Below are 23,392 nucleotides of genomic sequence, written 5' to 3'. Positions count from 1 at the left end.
CGGGTTCGAGTCCCGTCCGTTCCGCCACTTATTACATAGAACCGCAAGTCATTGACGTGACTTGCGGTTTTTTTGTTTTTGTATGCAGATCGTTGTTGGACCTAAAGTAATTGCAGATTACATCTACGACAATCTATCATTAACGCTTAACGCTTAACGCTTAACGCTTAACGCTTAACGCGGGCTGAAAAATTACAGGCCCGGCAGTCTGTCAGGCAGGCGGATCGCCAATCATAATGTGTCTGTCATCGTACAACGATCGCCGCTTGCAAGGCCGGAGAACACAGATATGTTCTCCGGCCTTTTTACTTTTTGTCGCCGCTTCAGGGGCTCTTTCCGGCGGAACATTCGTGGTCCTCGAAGCTGTTATTTGGTATCAGGCTGCATCATTTTATTCATTTAATACAGAATGATTTAAAATGGAACTATCTTTTCTAATTTTAATAACGTTTGATATATCTATCCCGGGAATATATTTCGCTTAAATGTTTATTATATTACGATGATGAACTGATTCATTAATGTGATTTTTATCATTTATTAGCGTTTATGGTTATTATTTAATGGAGTGAAAATATATTTTTCAGAGTGGTCAGCTAGCATTGAATTTCATGTTAAGAACTTTAAGAATGAGATGGAGTACTATAAATTCATATGAATCATAGTTAATCCCTTTGTTTTTTAAGTGGTATTTTTTAATTGTGAAGGTTTTTGAAGTTTGTTTTAGTTGAGAGCTTTCTGTGATATATAAAGACTTCTTTGCAAGTATAATATTAATCGAGACCGTAGTGCATCTATCTTCAATTATTGCAATTTGTATTGGTGAGGTGATATTTTGTTTTTGCTCACTTTCTGGTGGGTATATATCCTGAGGAGGAGTAATATGGGTAACAGTTTTCAAAATGAGGTGCCAAAATCTCGAGTTAATCTTCAATTGGATCTTCACACTGGCGGGGCGGGAAAGAAAAGCGAGTTACCGTTAAAGTTACTTGCGGTAGGTGATTTTAGTAACGGAAACGAACAACGGTCTTTATCTGAAAGAAATAAAATAAATATCAATAAAAACAATTTTGATAGCGTAATGGCTGAACTCTTACCTACGGTCGATTTGCTGGTCGAAAGCACTCTGTCAGGAGAAGCCCGGGTAGAAAATATTAAACTTAACTTTGGTAGCGTCAAAGATTTTGAACCAGAACAGGTTGCTCGCAATATCCCATCGCTTCGTGCATTGATTTCTATGCGTAATTTACTACGCGATCTCAAATCCAACTTGCTGGATAACGTCGAGTTCCGTCGTGAACTGGAAAAGATTATGAAAGATCCTGCGATGAGTAGTGAACTACGCGCAGAGCTAACGGCACTCGCACCGTAAAAAAGTAATGGACAACGACCGGAATAAATACGGTTCATCAAGGAAATGAAGAGGAGGGCATGCTGATGTCTGTACAAGAACATGACGCACCGGTAGCGCAGGCGCAGGCTGTGACCAGAGAAAATGTTTATCAGTCTCTGTTTAAAAAAATTCACCTGACGCCGGTTTCTTCTCTGAAACAACTCGGAGAGTGGCAAGATAGTGAAGCAATGGCGGAAGCATCAACGGAGGAGAGGGTCTCTGCAGCCATTCAGGTACTGCTTTCCTGCGTGGCGAAATCCGGAAAAAATGTTGAAAAGTTAGATAAATCACTGCTGGATTTCCATATCAGCGAGCTGGATCGAAAAATCAGCCAGCAGCTGGATGCCGTGATGCACCACCCGGACTTTCAGGCGCTCGAATCGCTCTGGCGCGGCCTGTGGTTTCTCGTCCAGCGAACCGACCCTCGAAAGAATACCAAAATTGAGCTTCTGGATGTCAGCAAGGAAGACTTACGTCAGGACTTTGATGATGCGCCGGAAATTGTCCAGAGCGGGCTTTATCACCACACTTATGTGCAGGAATATGACACTCCCGGCGGCGAGCCAATAGCCTCAGTGATTTCCAGCTATGAGTTTGATAACAGCCCGCAGGACATCGCGTTGCTGCGTAATATCTCTCGTGTGGCCGCGGCTTCGCATATGCCGTTTATTGGTTCCGTCGGACCTGAATTCTTCCTTAAAAACTCAATGGAAGAGGTGGCTGCCATAAAAGATATCGGTAGTTATTTCGATCGTGCCGAATATATCAAATGGAAAAGTTTTCGCGACACAGATGATTCCCGCTATATCGGTCTTGTAATGCCCCGTGTACTTGGCCGTCTGCCGTATGGCCCGGATACGATTCCCGTCCGCAGTTTCAACTATGTGGAAGAGGTGAAAGGGCCCGATCACGAAAAATATCTCTGGACCAACGCGTCATTCGCCTTTGCGGCGAATATGGTGAAAAGCTTTGTTAACAACGGCTGGTGCGTACAAATTCGTGGACCGCAGGCGGGGGGAGCAGTCACCGATTTACCGATCCATCTTTACGACCTCGGTACCGGCAATCAGATCAAGATCCCCTCGGAGGTGATGATCCCGGAGACCCGTGAATTCGAATTTGCCAACCTTGGATTTATTCCACTCTCTTATTACAAAAATCGTGATTACGCATGCTTCTTTTCGGCTAACTCGGCACAGAAACCGGCGCTGTATGAGACGGCGGATGCCACCGCTAACAGCCGCATTAATGCCCGCCTGCCGTATGTCTTCCTGCTGTCGCGAATTGCGCACTATCTGAAGATTATTCAGCGCGAGAATATCGGTACCACCAAAGACCGACGTTTGCTGGAACTGGAGCTTAATACCTGGCTGCGTAACCTGGTGACGGAAATGACCGATCCTGGTGATGCGCTTCAGGCATCGCACCCGCTACGCGATGGAAAAGTGGTTGTGGAAGATATTGAGGACAATCCGGGCTTCTTCCGTATCAGGCTTTATGCCGTGCCGCATTTTCAGATTGAAGGAATGGATATCAGCCTGTCGCTGGTATCGCAAATGCCGAAGGCTAAATCGTAAGCCGCCGGCGCGATGAAAACCTCTCGTCTGCTGCGGGCTGAGGAGATCGACCTTCCTCTCAGCGGCGTTTCGTTGGGAAACCTTCAGTAATAATGGCATTGCTCAACTCGCCATCTGCCCTCCATCGGAGTGGCTGCTGTGGCGTTAGATAGCGCGGTGCTGGCGTTGAAAAAACTTAAAGATGCCATTCCTGCGCCTGTGTTTCCCCAACGATACGTTGATGGTACGGAAGTATCAGATGGGCTCTCTTCTGCTTGCGACCTGAATACGCGTGCGGAAGAGAATACGGTGGGCGCGGAGCAGAACATACCGTCGGAGGCGGCGGTACCTCAATCACACTAACAAGGAGAGTAATTCTCATGGCAATACCTGCTTACCTTTGGCTGAAAGATGACGGTGGCGCGGATATCAAAGGTTCCGTAGACGTACAGGGACGTGAGGGCAGCATCGAGGTCGTGGCGCTGGACCACGATGTGTATATCCCGACGGATAACAATACCGGCAAACTGACCGGCACCCGTACCCATAAGCCATTTACCTTCACTAAGGAAATCGACGTATCCAGCCCGTATCTCTACAAGGCCGTCACGACGGGTCAGACTCTGAAAACGGCAGAGTTCAAGTTTTACCGGATAAATGACGCCGGTCAGGAAGTTGAGTATTTCAACATTACGCTGGATAACGTCAAGCTGGTCAGAGTGGCTCCGCTGATGCACGACATTAAGGATCCTGCGCGCGAGAGGCACAATCATCTGGAGCGTATCGAATTCCGTTACGAAAAGATTACCTGGACCTACAAGGACGGAAACATCATTCATTCCGATGCATGGAATGAACGTCCTTCGGCCTGATAACCGCGGCAGACAGGCAACTGTCTGCTTTTTTATGCGTATTTGCTGATAAGCCGGTCCTTCCGGTGGGGCAAACCCTATCACATTCTGACAGAAACCTGCCAGGCACAGGGTTACGGCTACGGGCGGTAGCGTGCCTGAACAGGATTCAGTAAAGGAAAAATCACTACATTGAAGAAGGGATATCTATGACCGTAAACCAGCCAGCTGCACTGCTACGCCGCCTCAACCCGTTCTGCGCCCGCGCGCTGGACGCCGCCGCATCGCTGTGCCAGACCCGCGCTCACGCCGAGATTACTATTGAGCACTGGTTGTTGAAGCTGCTGGAACAGGGAGAAGGGGATATCACCGTCGTTGCCCGGCGCTATGAGTGGGATATGGAGATTCTCTGGCAAGCGTTGCTGGGGCATCTTGAAACGCTTCCACGCTCGGTACGTGAGCGTCCGCAGCTTTCTGGACGCCTGACGGCGCTGATGACGCAGGCATGGTTGTTCGCTTCGCTGGAGAGCAACGAGCCGCAGATCCGTAGTCAGCACTTGCTGATGGCGCTGACGGAGAAGCCCGAACTGCTGGCTTGCGACGATCTGTGGGTGTTGTTGAGCGTGGGTCGCGTCCAGTTAGGGCGGCTGCGCGCGCTACTGGACGAGCAGTCGGAAGAGTGTCCGGTACGGCAAAGGCAGGCTGGCGAACCGCTGGCGGAAGATATAAGTGCAAATTCTTCTGCGCTTGCGGCGGATGATAGACAAGATGATGCGCATCGAGCGGTCCTTAAACGTTACACCGCGAATATTACAGAAAAGGCCCGGATGGGCCAGATCGATCCGGTGTTCGGCCGCGATGTTGAGATCCGCCAGATGGTGGATATTCTGTCGCGCCGTCGCAAGAACAATCCGCTGCTTGTGGGCGAGCCTGGCGTCGGCAAAACCGCGCTGGTGGAAGGGCTGGCGCTGCGTATTGTAGATGGCAACGTGCCGGATAGCCTGAAAATCGTGCATATTCACTCGCTGGATCTGGGGCTGCTACAGGCAGGGGCTGGCGTTAAGGGGGAATTCGAGCAGCGGCTAAAAAACGTCATCGACGCGGTGCAGGCATCGCCGGAGCCGGTGCTGCTGTTTATCGATGAAGCCCATACTATCATCGGCGCGGGAAATCCTGCGGGCGGCGCAGATGCGGCTAATTTACTGAAACCTGCTTTGGCCCGCGGTGAGCTACGCACTATCGCAGCGACGACCTGGAGCGAGTACAAACAATATTTTGAGCGCGATGCCGCTCTGGACCGCCGTTTTCAATTGGTCAAAGTGGACGAGCCTGATGACGACACGGCCTGCCTGATGCTGCGCGGGCTGAAGACCTACTACGCGGAGCACCATGGGGTGCACATCCAGGATAGCGCCATTCAGGCCGCGGTACGTCTGTCACGGCGTTATTTGTCCGGACGCCAGCTGCCTGACAAGGCGGTAGATCTGCTGGACACTGCCGGGGCGCGTGTCCGGATGAGTCTTGATACCCTGCCGGAGCCGTTAACTCAGCTTCAGGGACATCTGGCCGCGCTGGATATTGAGCAGAAGGCGCTTGAAAAGGATCGCGCGTTTTATCCTGCATCCGCGCAGGCTCGACTGGCAGAGCTCGCCGACCAGCGGGATCAACTCCAGCAAAAGGCGGATCAGCTGGAGTATCAGTACCAACAAGAAAAAGCGCTGGTGCAGCAGATTATAGCGCTACGCCGGGAAAGTCCGGACAGTGAACGGTTACCTCAACTACAACAGCAGCTGCTACAGCAACAGGGATTAACGCCATTGCTGGCGCTGGATGTGGATGCCCGGGCCGTCGCTACCGTCGTAGCTGACTGGACCGGCGTACCGCTCACTTCCCTGCTGAAAGATGAGCAGAGCGAGCTGCTGAATATGGAACAGATGCTCGCCAGGCGGGTGGTAGGCCAGGATGGTGCGCTAAAGGCTATTGCGCAGCGGTTGCGGGCGGCAAAAACCGGGCTCACGCCGGAAAATGGCCCGCAGGGCGTATTTCTGCTGACCGGTCCTGGCGGCACCGGTAAGACCGAAACTGCGCTGGCGATGGCGGATGCGCTGTTCGGCGGCGAAAAGTCGCTTATTACCATCAATCTCTCAGAGTATCAGGAACCACATACGGTTTCTCAGCTCAAGGGAGCGCCGCCGGGTTATGTTGGCTTCGGCCAGGGTGGCGTATTGACGGAAGCCGTCAGAAAACGTCCGTATAGTCTGGTTCTGCTCGACGAGGTAGAAAAGGCGCACCGCGACGTCATGAACCTTTTTTACCAGGTGTTCGATCGCGGTTTTATGCGCGATGGGGAAGGCAGGGAAATCGACTTTCGCAACACCATTATCCTGATGACCGCTAATCTCGGAAGCGATCACATTATACAACTGCTGGAAAAGAGGCCGGCGGCCACGGACGGGGATCTGCAGGAACTGCTGTATCCGCTGTTGCGGGAGCACTTCCAGCCTGCGCTGCTGGCGCGTTTCCAAACGGTAATTTACCGCCCTCTCGGGTGGGAGGCGATGCGGTCCATTGTGGAAATGAAGCTGGCGGCAGTGAGCCGCCGCCTGCGCGAACATTACGGTATGGAGACGGTGATCGGGGCCAGTCTTTACGATCAACTGGCCTCCTCCTGTCTGCTGCCGGATACCGGGGCGCGTAATATCGACAGCTTACTGAACCAGCAGATTCTGCCTGTACTGAGCCAGCAGCTGCTGGCGAATCAGGCGGCGCGACGGCAACCCAGGCTGCTGGCGCTCGGCTGGAGTCAAGAGGACGGTATCGTACTGGAATTAGATACGGAATAACGGGGATGGCGATGAATGCGCTGTGCTCTGGGCGTTACGACTGCCGTTTCCCGTTCATCCCGAAACCCGTCATGGCCGATAGTGATGCAAGCCTTCCCCTCGCCGGGAAAATATTCCGGACCGGAAAAAATCATAACCGATAGCCTAAGTGAGGGGGCGATGCGAATGAGTGAATTACTGCAGCAGTTAACCCGCAGCTGTTTTCCCGATCGGAATGCGCTTGAGGCGGGACAACAACAGGCGGCGCTGTGGCAGACGTGGCTGCTGCCAGTGACGACGGAGTCTCCGGTCGGGAGAGACCCCGTCTACCACGACGATTTCCAGCTGATGCGCGACGAGCTGAATAAGCTTTCCGGCGCGGATACCGCTCTGATTTGTCAGCTTGCGGAATCCCTGCTGCTCACTCAGGCAAAAGATGTACGCATCGCCACCTGCTATATCTGGGCGCGATTGCACCGCGACGGCGAACGCGGATTAGCGGAAGGTCTCGCCCTACTGGCCGGGCTGGTGCAGCGCTTCGGGACGCAACTGCTTCCCTCTCGTCCGGCGGGCCGGAAAATGGCGCTGGAATGGTTAACTGGCGAAAAGATACTCGACAGCCTGGCGCGTTACCCGGAAGTGGCAAAAGAAGACTTTGCCAATATTGTCGCGGCTCTCAATCTGCTGGACGCTTCTTTTTCTACATGGCCGGAAGAACAACAGCCGCCGTCCCTGATACCGCTGATCCAGGCGCTGGAGTCGCGGCTGGCGCAGTCGGGCGGGATGAGCGCGGTGGTGCCGCAGAACAGCGCGGCAACCGCTTCACCTCCGACAAATTCGCTACAGATACAGTCCATCAGTTCCGGGCGCGACCTGCTGGATCAGGCAAAAGCGCTGGCCCGCTACCTGAACGCGCAGCCGCAGGGCTGGCTGGCGGCGCATCGGTTGATGAAAACTCTGCGCTGGGACACCGTGCATGAACTGCCGCCTGATGTGGATGGCAGAACCCGACTGGCTCCGCCGCGTAGCGAGTCACGTACTCAGCTTAAACGGTTGTACTCGCAACAGAACTGGACCGAGCTGCTGGAACAGGCCGACCTGATGTTCAGCGCCGGGGTCAATCATTTCTGGTTTGATATTCAATGGTATTTGTATCAGGCGCTGGGCAAAGCGGGCGCGCCGTGGGACAAGTGGACGGCAATTATCCGCCAGGACCTGATGCTGTTGCTTGAGCGTTTACCTGGGCTGGAGAGCCTGGCGTGGAACGACGGCACGCCGTTTGCCGATGAGGTGACCCGCAGTTGGATTACCCGGCAGGTGCTGCCGCAAGATGAGGGGAACTGGCTTAGCAGGACGCCAACGGCCCCGGTGGAAGAGCCGGACAACGATGTGCTGGCGCTGGAACCGGAGGCGCTGGCGCTGGCGGACCGCGAGGGCGTTGATGCTGCGCTGGGCTGGCTCCAGTCCCGTGCGGGGATCGTCACGGCACGCCAGCGTTTGCTGTTGCGTCTGTTGATGGCTCGCATAGCGGAGCAGTACGGTAAAAGCGAAATGGCGCTGCTGCTGCTGGAAGAGCTGCATGGCGCTGCGCAGGGGCTGACGTTGACACAATGGGAGCCGGAGTTAATTTTCGAAGTCACGGCACGACAGCTGAAGCTGCTGCGCCTGCGGGCGCACCGCTATGCAGATAAAGCCCATCTGGCGCGGAAAATGGAAAATCTGCTGGCGGCGCTGGTGGCGATGGATCCTGCGCGGGCGGCAGTACTTTGTGATACGCAATATAAAGACTGAGAACTCACCCGGTATCGAGTTTAAAGGCGCCAATCCTGACGTTATTGCAAAGCCGAAATACGCTACCGATAAGAAGCCGACAGAGACTATGCCCGGCTTACCCTGACCGCGCGCCATTGAGAAGATAAATAGCAAGCAGCGGCTGTTTCCGCTAAAGGATAAAAATAGTATGGAAATCGCTTCGTTAAACCCAATGCCGACGTTTAATTTCAATCATGAATGGCCGCGAGCTCAGGGCAGTGAAAAGGATCGGCGGCTTCTTTCAGGGAGTCATAATATGCAATGTACTCACTATTGCCGGGCGATTATGCATTATTTGCAGCAACAGGAGCGTATATGAAGACGCCGCACTCTTCATTTATCAGCCCGTTCCGCACGGGCGGCGATCCCTGTACCTTTCGGGAGGCCGGCGAACTGCAGGCCGAAATAGGCAAACTTACGCATCCGGCGCGGCCGGATGTGGACTGGGGCAGGGTAGAGAGCCTGAGTCTGGCTCTGTTTCGGCAAAACGGCGTGGAGTTGCAAACGCTGGTCTGTTACGCGCTGGCGAGGACCCGGCAGTATGGGATAGCAGGAATGGTGGACGCTCTGGATGCCCTCGCGGCATTGATAAACCAGCGCTGGGGAGATTTCTGGCCGCTGCAGGTCCATTCAAGGATCGCGCTGCTGGCGTGGCTTGCCGAGAAGATGAAGCAGGCGCTGCGCGCGCAGGATCTTCAGTATCAGGATCTGGCGCAGATTAACCACTGCAGCCAGCACCTGACGGAAATAGAGAACGTGCTGCGGCGGTGCGAGGTCTGGCATATGTCAAAACTGGAGCAACTGGCCGTTCAGTTGCGAAATGCGGCGATGCGCCTGGAGCGGCTGGCGCCGCAGGGCGAAAAAACGGCGGCGAAGAAAATCGCCAGGGAGCGCCCCTGGCCGAGAGATGTAAAAAATGGGGCCAAAAAAACCGCTGAAGCGCAGGCATCGCGAAAGCATGACGAAAGCTTGTTATTGAAGAAAACTACGGAGAGTCCTCGCCAGCGGCGGGTATGGCCCGGCTTTATCGCCGGGATGCTGACAATGGTTTGCCTGGGAGGTTGCGGTTTCTGGGGTTGGTCATGGCTGAACCCGCCAGAAATGGGCCTACGGGAGGCACAGACCGCGACGTCGGTGTTGGCGTTGCCCTCAGCGCCGGAGAGGGATGGCAACCAGATGCTGAGCTGGGCGCAGGGAATGGCGACGACCCGCGCGCAGCTGAAGAGGCTGAATGACCTGCCGCCGCTGTGGCCCCTGCGCCAGGAAGAGGCGCTGCTCCTGGCCCTTGAACGCCGCTGGCCGAATAATTCGCAAATTAAGGCGATGAGGGCCGAGTGGCGCAAGCAGCGGGAAGCCAGCGCGCTGCCGGTGCCTGAATTACAGCGCTATGCCCAGGCGCAGGCGAAGCTACGGCAGCTTTCACTAAGGCTGGATGCGCTGGATGAACGCAAGGGGCGGTATATGACTGCTTCTGAGTTGAAATCGGCAATTTTCAGCATCCGGCAGCTGTTACAGACGCCGCCGCTGGAAGAACAGCTCAGGCAACTGGAGGCTCAGGTACGAGCCGGAAGTCTCTCACCGGTGCTGCAAATGCAGATTGATTTCCATTTTAAGCAGTTGCTAAGCCGCTACGCTATTTTGCTGGATAGCACGGAAGTGAAACCGAACCCTCAGTAGTAGGATGTCGGCTGCGGTAGAGTAAAAACAGACGGGAAAAGTTGGCCCAGGATTTTTTCAGCCCGCCATTTGATTATTGCTGTTTTAGCAAAAATCCTCTGCGTTAAACGATCTTTTTCTCGATCCTCTCGTTGGTCATAATGTATCTCATTAACCGCTATAGATAAATAATGAGGAAAATCATGACAATCCCTGCATTTGGTCTTGGGACCTTCCGTCTGAAAGATGACGTAGTGATCGCATCTGTAAAAACAGCGCTTGAGCTGGGCTATCGCGCCATTGATACCGCGCAAATCTATGACAATGAAGCGGCCGTGGGCCAGGCTATCGCAGAAAGCGGCGTCGCGCGCGATGAACTGTTCATCACCACCAAGATCTGGATTGAAAATTTAAGCAAAGATAAGCTCATCGCAAGCCTGAAAGAGAGTCTGCAGAAGCTGCGCACCGAATATGTCGATCTCACGCTGATCCACTGGCCGTCGCCAAACGATGCGGTTGCCGTGGAAGAGTACATGGCTGCTCTGCTGGAGGCGAAACGTCAGGGACTGACTCGCCAGATTGGTATCTCTAACTTCACTATTCCGCTGATGGAGCGCGCCATTGCTGCCGTTGGGGTAGAGAATATCGCGACCAATCAGATTGAACTGTCACCTTATTTGCAAAATCGTAAGGTCGTCGATTGGGCCTCTGAGCATGGCATCCACATTACCTCTTATATGACTCTGGCTTATGGTAAGGCGTTAAAAGATGAAGCCATTGCCCGGATTGCGGCGAAACATAATGCCACTCCGGCGCAGGTTATCCTCGCGTGGGCAATGGGTGAAGGCTATGCGGTGATCCCATCTTCGACCAGGCGCGAAAACCTGGCAAGCAACCTGAAAGCTCAGGAGCTGCAGCTTGATGAAGACGATCGCCTGGCGATCGCCGCGCTGGACTGTCACGATCGTCTGGTTAGCCCCGAAGGTCTGGCGCCTGAATGGGATTAAGCTAACCCCCTCTGTACTCTACAACCCTCTTACAGCTCCTGCGGGAGCTGTTTTACATGCTCACTAAGAAAGTCGATAAAAGCCCTGATCCGCGTGCTTACCGCCCTGTCGCTGTAGTACACCGCGCTAAACGGCATTTCAATCGGCAGCCGTTTGTCAGCCAGCAGTTCGACAAACGCCCCTTCAGCAATTTCTTTATCCACCATATAGTCCGACAGACAGGCTATACCGTTACCGGCCAGACACAGCTGCTTGAGCGTTTCCCCGCTATTGGAAGATATCTCGCTTTCGATTTCCAGCAGTTGGCCATCGCAGCAGGAAACTGGCCAGGTATTCAGGGATACGGGCTCGCTAAAGCCGAGGCACTGATGATGTTTTAGCTCGGCGACGCTTTGCGGCGTTCCGTGCCGGGCAAGATAGTCCGGCGAGGCGATAATTTTGCGGTAGCTATTGAACAGCGGCCGGGCGCGCAGGCTGGAATCGGTTAGCGTGCCGGCGCGGATCGCGACGTCCACTTTCCGCTCAATCAGATTGATAAAGGTCTCTGACGAGACCAGCGAAAGGCTCATTTCCGGGTAGCGCTCACGGAAGGGCCTGATCAAAGGCATCAGAAAATGCAATATCACCGGCGTCGCGGCATCAACGCGAAGTAATCCTCTTGGCGTCGTTCGGCTCTCCAGAAGCTCATTTTCGGCGGCGGCCATCTCCTGAAGCACAACCTGCACTCGGCGGAAATAACGCTCGCCCTCTTCGGTCAGGCTTAGCTGGCGGGTAGTACGGTTAAGCAGGCTGACGCCGAGCTTTGACTCCAGCTTTTTTACCGCCCGGCTGACGGCGGAATTAGCCTGACCAAGCTGTTCGGCAGCGCGACTAAAACTGCCGCTCTCTACCACGGCGACAAAAATGGCGATTTCTTCTGAGGTAGCTCTCATTGTTGCACCTGTGGCAAAATTCTATTGATACTTTGGCTATTTTTGTTATTAAAACATCTCTTCATACTACGTGTCATCTTAATCCTGTTGATACGGAGTACATTATGCCGCTGGCGCTACTTGCCTTAACTATCGGTGCCTTTGCGATTGGCACGACTGAATTTGTCATTGTGGGCCTGGTGCCTGACATCGCTGAGCAACTAGCTATTTCGCTACCCTCTGCAGGGCTGCTGGTTTCTATCTATGCGTTGGGCGTAGCGATAGGGGCTCCTGTGCTCACCGCGCTGACCGGGCGTATGCCGCGTAAGCAGCTACTGCTGGCGTTAATGGCGCTGTTTACCGCTGGCAATCTGCTGGCATGGCAGGCGCCGGGTTACGAGACTCTGGTTCTGGCGCGCCTGCTGACCGGGCTGGCGCATGGGGTATTCTTTTCGATCGGTTCGACAATTGCGACCAGTCTGGTCGCGAAGGAGAAAGCGGCCTCGGCGATTGCGATGATGTTCGGCGGGTTAACCGTTGCGCTGGTGACCGGCGTGCCGTTAGGCACCTTCATTGGCCAACACTTTGGCTGGCGTGAAACATTCCTGGCCGTGTCTATTCTTGGCGTAATCGCGTTAATGAGCAGCCTTATTCTGGTGCCTGGTAACATTCCGGGCCGCGTCAGCGCGGGTCTGCGCGCTCAGCTTAAGGTTCTGACCCATCCGCGTTTACTGATTATCTACGCGATCACTGCTCTGGGGTATGGCGGCGTATTTACGGCATTTACCTTCCTGGCGCCGATGATGCAGGATCTTGCCGGATTTAGCCCATCGGCCGTCAGCTGGATCCTTCTGGGCTATGGTGTTTCAGTGGCGATAGGTAACGTATGGGGCGGAAGGCTGGCGGATAAACATGGCGCCGTGCCCGCGCTGAAGCTGATTTTTGCCGCCCTGGCTGCGCTACTGGCGATCTTTCAATTTACGGCCAGTGCGCATTATGCTGCCCTGGCGACGGTTTTGGTGATGGGGATCTTTGCTTTTGGCAACGTTCCGGGACTGCAGGTGTACGTGGTGCAGAACGCGGAGCAATACACTCCTGGCGCGGTTGACGTTGCCTCTGGCCTGAATATTGCAGCATTTAACATTGGCATTGCGTTAGGTTCGGTGATTGGCGGGCAGATCGTAGCGCATTATGGTCTGGCCCAGACGCCGTGGATCGGCGCTCTGATTGTGCTGGTGGCGCTCTTACTGGTCGGAATTAGCGGCCGGCTTGATAAGCCAGGGCTTCGCGCTAACGGCCCTGGCGTAGAAGGCTAAAGGTTTCTGGCAAATTGCATTGAAAGTGTCTACAAAAATCCCTATAACAGAAGAACCAGCTGCAGTCGGGCTGGTTTCCTGTTATCGAGGTTTGATGCCTAAATTGCGAAAGAATACCTATGCCATGCGCTATGTCGCCGGACAGCCTGCGGAGAGAATTTTACCTCCGGGGTCGTTTGCAGGCATGACTCCGGCTTTTCCGGCGGGAGTACCGTTAAGTTCGGATGAAAAAATCCGCGTACTGGTGTGGAACATCTTCAAGCAGCAGCGCGCCGAGTGGAAATCAGTTCTTAACAACTTTGGTAAAGATGCGCACCTGGTGTTGTTACAGGAAGCGCAAACTACACCTGAATTAGTGAAGTTTGCCACGTCCAACTACCTTGCAGCGGATCAGGTTCCGGCACTGGTGCTGCCCCAGCATCCTTCCGGCGTGATGACGTTAGCCTCTGCGCATCCTATCTACTGTTGTCCTCTGCGTGAACGCGAGCCTATCCTGCGGTTGGCGAAGTCGGCATTAGTGACCGTGTATCCGTTACCGGATTCCCGCCTGCTGATGGTGGTCAATATTCATGCGGTTAACTTCAGCCTTGGCGTCGATGTCTACAGCAAGCAGCTGCTGCCGATTGGCGATCAGATCGCCCATCACAGCGGGCCGGTGATTATGGCAGGCGACTTTAATGCCTGGAGCCGCCCGCGAATGAATGCCCTGTACCGCTTTGCGCGCGAAATGTCGCTGCGCGAAGTTCGTTTCTCTGACGATCAGCGCCGCCGTACGTTTGGCCGCCCGCTTGATTTTGTCTTCTATCGTGGGTTAAGCGTACACGATGCTTCCGTACTGGTGACGCGTGCCTCCGACCACAACCCTCTACTAGTCGAATTCAGTCCCGGCAAGCCTGATTAATTAAGGTATGTCAGGCCTGCCACGGGGCAGGCCTGCGTATGCATGGTGCTGCCTTTATTACTCAAAAAAACCGAAGGACAATGCAATGACAACACGCTCTCATCATGACCATGTAGAAATGCAGTTTGGCTCACAGGCCAGCGCCTACCTGACCAGCGCCGTACACGCCTCCGGGCGCGATCTGCAACGTCTGGCCGAAAGGCTGGCGGATTTTCCTCAAGCGCACGTGCTGGATATGGGATGCGGCGCCGGCCACGCCAGCTTTGCGGCGGCAGGGCAGGTTGCACAGGTGACGGCGTATGATTTATCCAGCCAGATGCTGGACGTTGTGGCTCAGGCCGCACGTGATAAAGGTTTTGCTAATTTTACCACTCAGCAGGGATATGCCGAGTCTTTGCCTTTCGCTGACGCCAGCTTTGATGTAGCGATCAGTCGTTATTCTGCGCATCACTGGCACGATGTCGGTCTGGCGCTGCGTGAAGTGAAGCGAGTGCTGAAGCCGGGCGGAGTAATGATTATTATGGATGTGATGTCGCCCGGGCATCCGGTTCGCGACGTCTGGCTGCAGACCGTTGAGGCCCTGCGCGATACTTCCCATGTCCGCAACTATTCCAGCGGCGAATGGCTGGCAATGACGAGTGAGGCGGGTCTGGTGATTAATCATCTGCTGACCGACCGCTTGCCGCTGGAGTTTGGCTCATGGATTGCGCGCATGCGAACGCCAGCGGCGCTGGCGGAAGCGATTCGCTTATATCAGGAGAGCGCATCGGCTGAGGTTAAGGCCTATTTTGCCCTGCAGCACGATGGTTCGTTCACCAGCGATACGATTATGTTTGAGGCCCACAAGGCGGCCTGACGCCGGGATAAAAAAAGGCACCGCATGGGTGCCTTTATCATGCCTGATGAATCATCAGGATTCTGGTCTGTCGCTGTTTTTTACGAACAGCGTCAGCTGATCGCCGGGCTTCAGGTTGCCAGTATCGCTATTCCAGCGCATGACATCACGAATGTTGACGCCATGGCGTTTCGCAATGCTCGACAGGGAGTCGCCTTTGCGCACGCGATAAGTGATGCTATCGCTGTTGTTAGCCAGACGCTCGGCGCTGCTGCCTGCGCCAATCACCAGATTCTGACCAACCTTCAGGTTAGAACCGCGAATACCGTTCCACTGCTGCAGATCTTTGGTTGATACGCCGAGACGCGACGCAATGCCGGAAATCGTATCGCCGGAACGCACCTTGTAGCTACGGCTGGTTAACGGCTTGTTGTCAGCCAGCAGCGTCGGCTGCACGGCTGCAATATCGCCGGAAGCCAACGATTCGCGCAGCTGTGCGGCGTGCTTCTGCGGCACCAGCACGTAGTTTGGCCCATTCGCGCCCAGGGTTGATCCTTTGACGCCAGCATTGAAGGTCTTCAGCTTGCTGACCGGCATTCCTGCCATATCGGCTAACTGTGAAATCTCAACCGGGCTGTCGAGACGTACGCGCGCCAGAGCCCGGCTTTCGTCTGCCGTCGGCAGCCTCACGCCGTAGCGCTTGCTGTTCTTGAGGATATCGCTCAGGGCCAGCATTTTCGGTACGTATATTTTGGTTTCATGCGGCAAAGACAGCGACCAGAAATCGGTGGGTTTACCACGCGCTTTGTTCGCTTTGATCGCCTTCATGACCCGGCCTTCGCCGCTGTTATACGCCGCAACGGTTAACAACCAGTCGCCGTCGAACATTTTGTTCAGACGTTGCATCATGTTTAACGCTGCCGTGGTTGAGGCAACGATGTCACGACGCGCATCGTAACTGCGGGTCTGTTTCAAACCATAATTGCGCCCGGTGCTCGGAATGATCTGCCAGATGCCTGCGGCATTGGCGCCAGACGTTGCGTGCGGGTCAAAAGCGCTCTCCACTATGGGTAGTAATACCAGTTCCATCGGCATGTTACGTTTCTTAACTTGCCCGGCTATCCAGTACATATACGGCTCTGCCCGTAAAGTTACATCGTGGAGATAGCTCTTATTTCTTAAATACTTCTGTTTTTGTTCGCGAATCCGGACGTTTTCCGGAATTCCCATCTTTAGCTCGTCGCCTATCGAAGTCCACAGATCCTGGTCTTGCGCGTAGAAGGTTCCATCATCTAACCAGCGCGCTCGACTTGTGAACTTGCTTGCTTCCCCTTGACTCGCTGCAGAAAGGCTCTGTGCGTGCTGTTGTACGGTGCCATCGTTCTTAGACGCCTGGCACCCCACCAGCAGGACAGAGGCGAGTAAAATCGCTCGTGCCTTCATGTGTGTGTCAATAGTTGCTTAAAAGACGAGCAAGGATAACGGTGAAGTCCCCCGAAGACAAGAATTAAATCTCAGAAGTCGTCTTTCTTTGACCTTAACCACGCAAATCTCTGAACAGAGTGTTGCAAATTTGTTTCTTTGTTTATTTCTTCAATTAAATCATGATCATCTGTACGTAAAAATAAATTTATACGACGTTCATTTTTCAGAGTTACGGGTAGTGTCTTTTGTTTTTTTGCGCGTAACTCATTAACTTTGCGATAGTAATCATTTATATCCTTATCATGGGGCAAGATGCTCATTGCAAACTTCATATTTGCTAAAGTGTACTCATGTGCGCAACATATTACCGTTTCATCAGGAAGGGCGTTAATCTTGTTAAATGATTGATACATCTGGTCTGGTGTGCCTTCAAAGAGTCTGCCGCAGCCGCCGGAAAACATTGTATCGCCACAAAATAGATAAGGTTTACTGTAGAAACAGATGTGTCCTAAAGTGTGACCTGGCGTAGCAAAAATAGAAAATTCGCGGCCCAAAACGGACAGGCTTTCTCCGTCCTTTACGATGCAGGTTGCTCCCTTATCCTGGGTTTCTGCCGGTCCGTAAACCGCTATTGCCGGGAATTTTTCACAGAGTTGTTTTACGCCGCCAACGTGGTCGTGATGGTGATGCGTTAAGAAGATGGCTTCCGGCTGCCAGCGGTTTTGTTCTATCGCGGCGAGCACCGGCGCGGCTTCTCCCGGGTCGACTATCAGACAGCGGCCGCTATCTTCACTGAGAACCCAGATGTAGTTGTCCTGAAATGCGGGAATACTGATAAGATTCATAAATTACCTCTAAAGCGTAGCGGAAGGTTGCGATGAAGCCGGCAAGGATACCTCAGACAGTTACAGCGCCAGAGCACTGGTCCAGCATGCCCTGGGGCGAATACTACCGCGAATCGCTGGAACGGCAGATGAAACCGTGGCTGGCTAAATTATATGGCTTTCATTTACTTAAGATTGGCAATCTGAGCGCGGAAATCAATACGGAGTCCTGCGCGATTTCCCATCAGGTGAATGTCTCTTTACAGGGTAATCCCGTGCAGGTAAAGGCCGATCCGCTGCATTTGCCTTTTGCCGAGAAGTCGGTTGATGCCTGCCTGCTGGCGCATACCTTACCCTGGTGTAGCGATCCGCATCGACTGCTGCGGGAAGCAGACAGAGTGCTGATTGACGATGGCTGGATCATTTTGACCAGTTTTAACCCCATGAGCCTGATGGGATTACGCAAGCTGGTGCCGGTCTTGCGCAATAAGCCCCCCTATAACAGCCGCATGTTTACTTTAACGCGTCAGATGGACTGGCTGGCGCTGCTGAATTTTGAAGTGATGCATCACGGTTGCTACCAGGTCCTTCCCTGGTCTCGTCACGGGGGGAAAATGCTCAGCACCCATTTACCTGCTTTAGGATGTTTACAGCTCATTATTGCCCGTAAACGTACGATCCCCTTGACGCTAAACCCGATGAAATCGGGCAAAGCAAAAAAACGGATACCGCAGGCGGTGGGCGCCACACGTCAGTGGCGCAAGGGGTAAAATTAGCGCTCTGCCAGATAACCGGTATCATCCCGGGTGGGATGAGAGGCGGCCGCGCGCGCCAGTTCGTCGCAGCGTTCGTTTTCCGGATGCCCCGCGTGGCCTTTGACCCACTCCCATTTTATTTTGTGTTGACCCAGCGCAGCGTCCAGGCGCTGCCAGAGATCGACATTTTTAACTGGTTTTTTGTCCGCCGTTTTCCAGCCGCGCTTTTTCCAGTTGTGGATCCACTGAGTAATACCCTGACGCACATACTGGCTGTCGGTACTGAGGATCACTTCGCAATGTTCTTTCAGCGCTTCGAGGGCGACGATGGCGGCCATCATCTCCATGCGGTTATTCGTCGTGAGGTTAAAGCCTTCGCTAAAGGTTTTTTCTTTTCCGCGATAGCGTAAAATTGCACCGTAGCCGCCGGGGCCTGGATTGCCCAGGCAGGAACCATCGGTGAAAATTTCTACCTGTTTGAGCATCTCTGGTAGACTTCCTGTAATTGAAATCGATACGTAAAACGGTAAGTCTGACATAAATGACCGCTATGAGCACTGCAATTACACGACAGATCGTTCTCGATACCGAAACCACCGGTATGAATCAGATTGGTGCGCACTATGAGGGGCACAAGATAATCGAGATCGGCGCGGTAGAGGTGATCAACCGCCGCCTGACCGGGAACAACTTCCACGTCTATCTTAAGCCGGATCGCCTGGTGGACCCTGAAGCTTTTGGCGTCCACGGTATTGCGGACGAATTCCTCATGGATAAGCCCGTGTTTGGCGATGTTGTCGATGAGTTTCTCGATTACATCCGCGGCGCGGAGCTGGTCATCCATAACGCATCGTTCGATATCGGCTTTATGGACTATGAATTTAGCAAGCTGAATCGCGGAATTCCGAAGACCGATACTTTTTGCAAGGTGACCGACAGCCTGGCCCTGGCGCGTAAGATGTTCCCGGGCAAGCGCAATAGCCTTGATGCTCTTTGCTCGCGTTATGAAATAGATAACAGCAAGCGAACGCTCCATGGGGCTCTGCTCGATGCCCAGATTCTGGCCGATGTTTATCTGATGATGACCGGCGGTCAGACGACGATGGCTTTCTCTATGGAAGGGGAAGGGCAGCGGCAGGCCGGAGATACGGGAATACAGCGCGTTGTCCGGGCAGCCAGTAAGCTACGCGTAGTTTATGCCACTGATGAAGAGCTGGTGAACCATGAATCCCGCCTCGATCTGGTACAAAAGAAAGGCGGAAGCTGCCTGTGGCGGGCATGATTGTGCAGTAAACGCGTTAAAAATAATCTGATGGGTGATTTTTGCAGCAAGCGATTCAAAAATGAAGAAAAAGCGTTGACGGAGTAGAGGGGAAACCGTAATATTCGCCTCGTTCCCAACGGAACAGTATGTGGAGCGGTAGTTCAGTCGGTTAGAATACCTGCCTGTCACGCAGGGGGTCGCGGGTTCGAGTCCCGTCCGTTCCGCCACTATTCAGAAAGCCTGAATCAGAAATGATTCAGGCTTTCGTCGTTTTAGCCTGCTGAATCATTACTCTTCCCTCTTTTCGCCAGCGAGCGGTATGCCGCATTAACGCTTTTGCTCTGAGCAGCGTGAGTTTTCTCTGGGGTCTCAGGGGCGCGTTATCGCGGGGGTTTAAGGCATAAAGAAAGGGAGCACAGGCTCCCTGATATGCGGTCTTTAATTGAGCGTGAAGGGGTCGGCATCCTGCCAGGCTGGAAACTTCTCGCGATACTCGTTCAGCGCCGTCAATGAAAGCTCTGCGTCAAGGCGAGTGGCCTGATGCGGCTCGGCGGTGGCGATAATTTCGCCCTGCGGCGTAATTATCCGACTGTCGCCCCGGTAATGGTGGCCATTGCCGTCGGTACCGACGCGATTGCATCCGGCAACATAAGCCTGATTTTCGATAGCCCTGGCCACCAGTAGCGACTGCCAGTGCGTTGAGCGTGGTGCGGGCCAGTTGGCAACATACAGCGCTAAATCGTAGTCGTTATGATTGCGCGACCAGACCGGGAAGCGCAGGTCGTAGCACACCAGCGGCAGGATCCTCCAGCCGCGCCATGCAAAAATGACCCGTTCGTTACCCGCCTGGTAATGGTGATGTTCATCCGCCATGCGGAACAGATGTCGTTTATCATAGAAATGGATTTTACCCTCGGGCTCCACCAGCAAAAAACGGTTAACGGGCCCGCGTTCCGTTTGCAGCGCCGCGCTGCCGGCAATCAGCGCATTGGTTTGCGCGGCTTTAGCTCCCATCCAGGCAACCACTTCCTCTTGCGATAGCGACTGTTTTGCCGCCTCCATCGCGAAACCGGTGGTGAACATTTCGGGTAAAACAATGAGGTCCCGCCCGGTAATCCCTTCCAGTTGACGATCGAAATGACGCAGGTTGGCGGGACCGTCCATCCACACCAGCGGTTGTTGTAAAAGGGTAATTTTCAGTCCGGGCACGGTGGTAACTCCAGCGTTGTGAAAGGAATGATAAATACTTTAACACCATATCAGCAGGCGGAGGGCTCACGGAATAGTTTGTCAAAGAAATGACAGGACGGGATATCGCTTATGGAGAACTGCCAGAAAAAAGAGAGGCGGGAGGCCCGCCTCGATCGTGATGTGATTATTTTTTAGTTTTAGGCCGCTTCAATCTTGCGAACCTTCTCCGGCAGCTTTACCGGTCGGGTCGCCAGTTCATCCGGGGCGAAGTCGTCGACGTTAATACTGCGCAGACGGCTGGTTTCAGCACGGACCAGGATGTCCGCCTCGTCCTGATTGATTAACCCCTTTGCCAGCGCGTTACGGGCCAGTTCATCAAGTCGGGTAAAGGACAGATTCTTGCCCAGCTCTTTACAGATACGCTGGTGGATAGGATCTGCCGCCATCACATCAAGCAGCGCTTCCTCCAGCAGACCGACCGGGTTATGCTCGCTCGGCGTCAGATACTGACCGCGGCCGATACGAGAACGCGTCGCGCTCGGAACCTGCAGGATTTTCGCGACTTTATGATCCAGCTTGTCTGAAGGCGCCAGGTAATGACGTCCGGTCGGGAAGATAGCCACGCGAAGCGCGCCCGCTACCAGACGATTCGGGAAGTTCACCAACAGATCGTCAATCGCCTGCTCGGCCTGATACAGCGCATCCTGCACCCCCCAGTGCACCAGCGGTAAGTCCGCTTCGTTACGCCCTTCATCGTCATAGCGTTTCAGGACCGCCGACGCCAGGTAGAGCTGGCTCAGCACATCGCCCAGACGCGCAGAAATTCTTTCACGACGCTTCAGACTACCGCCCAGTACCGCCATTGAGACATCGGACAGCAGAGCCAGGTTGGCGCTCAGGCGGTTCATATGCTGATAGTAGCGACGAGTGGCATCGCGGGTCGGCGAGCTGCTGGTAAGGCCGCGAGTCAGGCCCAGCCAGAAACTGCGTACCTTGTTGCTTCCTACGTGGCCGATGTGTTTAAACAGCAGCTTATCGAAAGCGTTAACGTCGTTATTCTGCGCCGCCGCCATTTCATCCAGCACGTATGGATGGCAACGAATCGCCCCCTGGCCGAAGATCATCATGCTGCGGGTAAGAATATTCGCGCCTTCAACGGTGATGGCGATTGGCGCGCCCTGATAAGCCCGCGCCAGGAAGTTTCCGCTGCCGAGCATAATGCCTTTACCACCGGTAATATCCATTGCATCGATGATCGAGCGCTGGCCGCGGTGGGTACAGTGGTACTTCACGATTGCCGACAGTACCGCAGGTTTTTCGCCAAGCATAATGCCGTAGGTAATCAACGAGGCGGCAGCATCCATTACGTAGGCGTTGCCTGCAATACGCGCCAGCGGTTCTTCGATCCCTTCCATTTTACCGATGGAGATTTTGAACTGGCGGCGAATGTGCGCATAGGCGCCGGTGGCCATGGCGACAGACTTCAGGCCGCCGGTGGCGTTCGATGGCAGGGTGATACCGCGACCTACGGATAAGCACTCAACGAGCATCCGCCAGCCCTGGCCGGCCATGGTTGGGCCGCCGATAATGTAGTCGATAGGAACGAAAATATCTTTTCCCTGGGTCGGACCATTCTGGAATGGAACGTTCAGCGGGAAATGACGACGACCGATCTCAACGCCCGGCGTGGTTGTCGGGATGAGGGCGCAGGTAATACCCAGCTCTTCTTCACCTCCCAGCAGACGGTCGGGGTCGGAGAGTTTAAATGCCAGCCCCAGCACGGTGGCGATAGGGGCAAGCGTAATATAGCGTTTGTTCCAGGTCAGACGCATACCCAGCACCTGCTGGCCTTGCCATTCGCCCATGCAGACCACGCCGGTATCCGGAATCGCGCCGGCATCTGAACCCGCTTCCGGGCTGGTCAGCGCGAAGCAGGGAATTTCCTGGCCGCGAGCCAGGCGTGGCAGATAGTGATTTTTCTGTTCTTCCGTACCGTAATGCTGCAGCAGCTCGCCCGGGCCTAATGAGTTAGGCACGCCGACGGTAATCGCCAGAATACCGGAGACGCCCGACAACTTTTGCAGAACGCGAGCCTGTGCATAAGCGGAGAACTCCAGCCCGCCGTACTCTTTCTTAATGATCATCGCAAAGAAGCGATGCTCTTTCAGATAAGCCCACAGCTCCGGCGGCAGATCCGCCATTTCGTGAGTGATTTCGAAGTCGTTCGCCATTCGGCAGGCTTCTTCAACCGGGCCGTCAATAAAGGCTTGTTCTTCGGCAGTCAGGCGCGGCTGCGGGTAGTTGTGCAGTTTCTGCCAGTCGGGATTGCCGCGGAACAGATCGCCTTCCCACCATGTTGTCCCGGCATCAATTGCTTCTTTCTCGGTACGCGACATCGGCGGCATGACCTTACGGAAAGCGCGGAAGGCTGGCACTGAAATCATAGATTTGCGCATCGGCGCAAAATTGAACGGCAGTAAAAGAATGGCCAGCGGGACCAGCAGCCAGATATTCCACAGCCCTGCAACGCCGAGCGCGGCGGTCCAGAGCAGCAAAATCGCGCTGCTGAGCAGCAGACTGATTCGGTGATAGAAGAGCGCACCGAGTAAAACAACGGTTGCAACAATACTCAAAATCATCATAGAGAAATGCTCCCTGTCTTGTAGGAGGTCTGACCACTTGTGATGATATGGTTGTAGTGGATGTAATTTGTTTTAGCAATGTGTTTACAAAATAATTACAACCTTGCTCACATTGTTGTACGGAATTGCGGCACATAAAAGCAAAACGCCAGAGGATAACCGCGCCTGCGGCTTCTCGCTTCGCCGGCTATCCGGTAAACTGCCTGGGTTATCCCACCCATACTGAAGGAT

At 54.0% G+C, this 23,392-nt stretch carries 19 protein-coding genes and 1 tRNA gene; 14 read left to right on the top strand and 6 right to left on the bottom strand.

All coding sequences use genetic code 11. The features are described from left to right. Positions 1–883: 883 nt before the first annotated feature. The 8 genes from tssB to dkgB all read left to right on the top strand — a co-directional run bounded on the left by tssB (position 884) and on the right by dkgB (position 11,097). Positions 884–1,372: a type VI secretion system contractile sheath small subunit gene (tssB, locus tag HMPREF3178_RS01860; RefSeq protein WP_017146587.1), complete on the top strand. Its 489-nt coding sequence runs from the start codon at positions 884–886 to the stop codon at positions 1,370–1,372. Positions 1,373–1,437: 65 nt separating this feature from the next. Next, positions 1,438–2,970 carry a type VI secretion system contractile sheath large subunit gene (gene tssC / locus HMPREF3178_RS01855; RefSeq protein WP_023320360.1) on the top strand — a complete coding sequence of 511 codons (1,533 nt, stop codon included), beginning with the start codon at positions 1,438–1,440 and terminating at the stop codon, positions 2,968–2,970. A 138-nt stretch (positions 2,971–3,108) separates the two neighbouring features. Further along, positions 3,109–3,312: a hypothetical protein gene (locus HMPREF3178_RS30680; protein ID WP_023320361.1), complete on the top strand. Its 204-nt coding sequence runs from the start codon at positions 3,109–3,111 to the stop codon at positions 3,310–3,312. Between the two features lie 17 nt (positions 3,313–3,329). Beyond that, positions 3,330–3,821, top strand: coding sequence for an Hcp family type VI secretion system effector (locus HMPREF3178_RS01850; protein WP_004099111.1), 492 nt, complete (start codon positions 3,330–3,332; stop codon positions 3,819–3,821). 188 nt (positions 3,822–4,009) lie between these two features. Beyond that, entirely contained in the window at positions 4,010–6,643 is a 2,634-nt protein-coding gene (tssH, locus tag HMPREF3178_RS01845) for a type VI secretion system ATPase TssH (protein WP_070584976.1), read from the top strand. 165 nt (positions 6,644–6,808) lie between these two features. Next, complete coding sequence (gene tssA, locus HMPREF3178_RS01840) at positions 6,809–8,413, top strand: type VI secretion system protein TssA (protein WP_017146585.1); 1,605 nt, start codon at positions 6,809–6,811, stop codon at positions 8,411–8,413. A gap of 336 nt (positions 8,414–8,749) precedes the next feature. Further along, complete coding sequence (locus HMPREF3178_RS01835) at positions 8,750–10,111, top strand: VasL domain-containing protein (RefSeq protein ID WP_017146584.1); 1,362 nt, start codon at positions 8,750–8,752, stop codon at positions 10,109–10,111. Between the two features lie 182 nt (positions 10,112–10,293). Continuing rightward, positions 10,294–11,097, top strand: a complete 804-nt coding sequence (gene dkgB, locus HMPREF3178_RS01830) for a 2,5-didehydrogluconate reductase DkgB (protein ID WP_016809616.1) — start codon at positions 10,294–10,296, stop codon at positions 11,095–11,097. Between the two features lie 29 nt (positions 11,098–11,126). Here the strand turns inward: dkgB and yafC are convergent, their stop codons facing one another. Then, positions 11,127–12,029, bottom strand: coding sequence for a DNA-binding transcriptional regulator YafC (yafC, locus tag HMPREF3178_RS01825; protein ID WP_004099134.1), 903 nt, complete (start codon positions 12,027–12,029; stop codon positions 11,127–11,129). Positions 12,030–12,133: 104 nt separating this feature from the next. On the opposite strand from yafC, the gene HMPREF3178_RS01820 reads away from it, so the two are divergent. From HMPREF3178_RS01820 to HMPREF3178_RS01810, 3 genes are all read left to right on the top strand, one after another. Then, entirely contained in the window at positions 12,134–13,324 is a 1,191-nt protein-coding gene (locus tag HMPREF3178_RS01820; protein WP_017146583.1) for an MFS transporter, read from the top strand. A gap of 103 nt (positions 13,325–13,427) precedes the next feature. Further along, positions 13,428–14,225, top strand: a complete 798-nt coding sequence (locus HMPREF3178_RS01815; RefSeq protein WP_024359141.1) for an endonuclease/exonuclease/phosphatase family protein — start codon at positions 13,428–13,430, stop codon at positions 14,223–14,225. An 85-nt stretch (positions 14,226–14,310) separates the two neighbouring features. Further along, entirely contained in the window at positions 14,311–15,081 is a 771-nt protein-coding gene (locus HMPREF3178_RS01810; protein WP_017146582.1) for a class I SAM-dependent methyltransferase, read from the top strand. A gap of 54 nt (positions 15,082–15,135) precedes the next feature. On the opposite strand, the gene mltD is transcribed toward HMPREF3178_RS01810, so the two are convergent. Together mltD and gloB are read right to left on the bottom strand one after the other, a co-directional pair. Continuing rightward, a complete protein-coding gene (gene mltD, locus HMPREF3178_RS01805) occupies positions 15,136–16,503 on the bottom strand; it encodes a murein transglycosylase D (protein ID WP_004099139.1) in 1,368 nt (455 codons plus the stop codon). Positions 16,504–16,574: 71 nt separating this feature from the next. After that, complete coding sequence (gene gloB / locus HMPREF3178_RS01800) at positions 16,575–17,330, bottom strand: hydroxyacylglutathione hydrolase (protein WP_017146581.1); 756 nt, start codon at positions 17,328–17,330, stop codon at positions 16,575–16,577. A gap of 32 nt (positions 17,331–17,362) precedes the next feature. Here gloB and HMPREF3178_RS01795 point away from each other — a divergent pair, with 32 nt between their 5' ends. Then, positions 17,363–18,079 carry a class I SAM-dependent methyltransferase gene (locus HMPREF3178_RS01795; RefSeq protein WP_004110768.1) on the top strand — a complete coding sequence of 239 codons (717 nt, stop codon included), beginning with the start codon at positions 17,363–17,365 and terminating at the stop codon, positions 18,077–18,079. Positions 18,080–18,081: 2 nt separating this feature from the next. Here HMPREF3178_RS01795 and rnhA read toward each other — a convergent pair whose 3' ends face one another. After that, positions 18,082–18,549 (bottom strand): ribonuclease HI, encoded by a 468-nt coding sequence (rnhA, locus tag HMPREF3178_RS01790; protein WP_004099142.1) that lies wholly within the window; start codon positions 18,547–18,549, stop codon positions 18,082–18,084. Between the two features lie 65 nt (positions 18,550–18,614). Here rnhA and dnaQ point away from each other — a divergent pair, with 65 nt between their 5' ends. Next, entirely contained in the window at positions 18,615–19,346 is a 732-nt protein-coding gene (gene dnaQ, locus HMPREF3178_RS01785; protein WP_085955793.1) for a DNA polymerase III subunit epsilon, read from the top strand. A gap of 132 nt (positions 19,347–19,478) precedes the next feature. Continuing rightward, positions 19,479–19,555, top strand: a tRNA-Asp gene (locus tag HMPREF3178_RS01780). Between the two features lie 211 nt (positions 19,556–19,766). Here the strand turns inward: HMPREF3178_RS01780 and HMPREF3178_RS01775 are convergent. Continuing rightward, positions 19,767–20,537 (bottom strand): amidohydrolase, encoded by a 771-nt coding sequence (locus HMPREF3178_RS01775; RefSeq protein WP_004099144.1) that lies wholly within the window; start codon positions 20,535–20,537, stop codon positions 19,767–19,769. A gap of 179 nt (positions 20,538–20,716) precedes the next feature. Further along, a complete protein-coding gene (fadE, locus tag HMPREF3178_RS01770; protein WP_017146580.1) occupies positions 20,717–23,161 on the bottom strand; it encodes an acyl-CoA dehydrogenase FadE in 2,445 nt (814 codons plus the stop codon). Positions 23,162–23,392: the final 231 nt, after the last annotated feature.

The organism is Klebsiella sp. HMSC09D12, assembly GCF_001808475.1.
GTDB lineage: Bacteria > Pseudomonadota > Gammaproteobacteria > Enterobacterales > Enterobacteriaceae > Klebsiella > Klebsiella oxytoca.
The sequence above is the reverse complement of the archived record's forward strand: the minus strand, read 5'-3'. Positions and strand labels throughout refer to the sequence as shown.